Annotated in this window: 2 protein-coding genes; both read left to right on the forward strand. The window is 41.2% G+C overall.

Annotation, left to right across the window (positions count from 1 at the left end; all coding sequences use genetic code 11):
* Positions 1-345 precede the first annotated feature (345 nt).
* Positions 346-834, forward strand: coding sequence for a hypothetical protein (locus FJR05_RS19020; protein WP_371416914.1), 489 nt, complete (start codon positions 346-348; stop codon positions 832-834).
* Between the two features lie 43 nt (positions 835-877).
* Positions 878-1,567 carry a pentapeptide repeat-containing protein gene (locus FJR05_RS19025; RefSeq protein WP_168645574.1) on the forward strand — a complete coding sequence of 230 codons (690 nt, stop codon included), beginning with the start codon at positions 878-880 and terminating at the stop codon, positions 1,565-1,567.
* Positions 1,568-1,578 lie beyond the last annotated feature (11 nt).

Below are 1,578 nucleotides of genomic sequence, written 5' to 3' on the forward strand. Positions count from 1 at the left end.
TGAGCTTTCAGGTATCCTTTTTTCTATCATACTTTCTGCATGAAGGAAATCCCTGGTTTTCCTGTCAAAATTAACACACTACTCACGCACTAGAGTTCCAGCAAGCTTACAGCAGATTCCTTGCAGAGATTGAACATTCCTTTAATGGTTATCCTGAGCAGTTGCTTCCTGCGGTGGGAAGTATGTTCCGACTCAAGGAATTGGCTACTAGTCTGATTCGTAACCCTATTCCGGGACTGAATGGAGTTAATGCAGGTCCAATTTATAAGTTTGAGTAAATAGCAAAAGTTGAAACTCAAAAACCTAGAAATAAGAACCTAGAAATTTTGTGGAGGTAAATAACTAGTGAGTATTAAGACACCTGAATTCATGGGGTATTTCCTGGATTTTTCGGCAGAGGTAACAGGATTTTCTCGGTTTGATCTGGAAGGAACTGGACAAACTGAACTTTACTTTGACACCGTTCTGAAGATGGTTGGTGAAGACATATTGGGGGAATTGCTAACAATCTTTCATGATCTAGATAAGAGAGCAAAAAAGAAATATGATCCCGTAATTTTAAGCGAGGGACTACGCTCTCAAATTCTAGACTCTTCAAAACGTGGACCTGTTGCTCGCAACATCATTAAACTATGGTACACGGCTAATTGGTATGAACTTCCCGACGCATGGGAGGCATGGTATGGTGCAGGCAAAGAAAATAGCCATTTTATTCCCAGTCCTCAATCCTATCCCGAAGGACTTGTCTGGCGGGCTGTTGGGGTTAATCCTCCTGGCGCGAAAGCACCTGGTTATGGGACTTGGAGTGAGCCTCCTTCAGTTAGTTTGAGTTAATGACAACTTGATGATCTGGCGAACAATTTTAAGGAGATACAACATGAATATTAAACTTTGGTTTCGGGGACTTTCTGCTTTTGTGCTGACAATTGTTTTGAGTGTAACGCTGTTTAGTTTACCTGCTAATGCCTTCGTTGCCAGTCGTCCCAGTGTTAATATTACTCGGTTAATGAATACCAACGAGTGTAATAGCTGTGATCTGTCAGGAGTGGATTTATCCAATAAAGATTTGTATGGTAGCGCACTCATTGGAGCAAATCTCACAGGGGCTAATTTGTCAAATACCTTGCTAAATGAAGCCAAGCTAGATAAAGCAAATCTCACAGGAGCGAATCTATCGGGTTCGAGCCTTTTAGGAATCGGGTTAAACGAAGCTATTTTAACTAACGCCAATCTCACAAACGCCAAACTGACTAATGCACAAATGTCAGAGGTAAACTTGTCGGGGGCTAATCTCACTGGGGCTAATCTAGAAGATGCGATCGCTAAGAAAGCAAATTTTACCAAAGCGATCGCCAAACAAGCAAATTTCAAGAACGCATTTTTATCTAGCTCTAACTTAGATGGTGCAGATTTTTCTGATGCTGTTCTGAGAAATGTCAGATTATCACAAGCTACTCTGACACAGACTAAATTCATTGATGCCGATTTGTTTCGTGCCAGAATGCCTAATGATACCTTATATAGTAGTTTTTCACTCTCCCCCCACTTTCGAGAGTTTATAGGGTAGGTAGAAGTAGG

The organism is Dolichospermum sp. UHCC 0259, from assembly GCF_009711935.1.
Classification (GTDB): Bacteria; Cyanobacteriota; Cyanobacteriia; order Cyanobacteriales; family Nostocaceae; genus Dolichospermum.

What these genes read in the sequence shown, in the direction of transcription:
- FJR05_RS19025 (WP_168645574.1), top strand. Translation starts at nt 878, where the DNA reads ATGAATATTAAACTTTGGTTTCGGGGACTTTCTGCTTTTGTGCTGACA.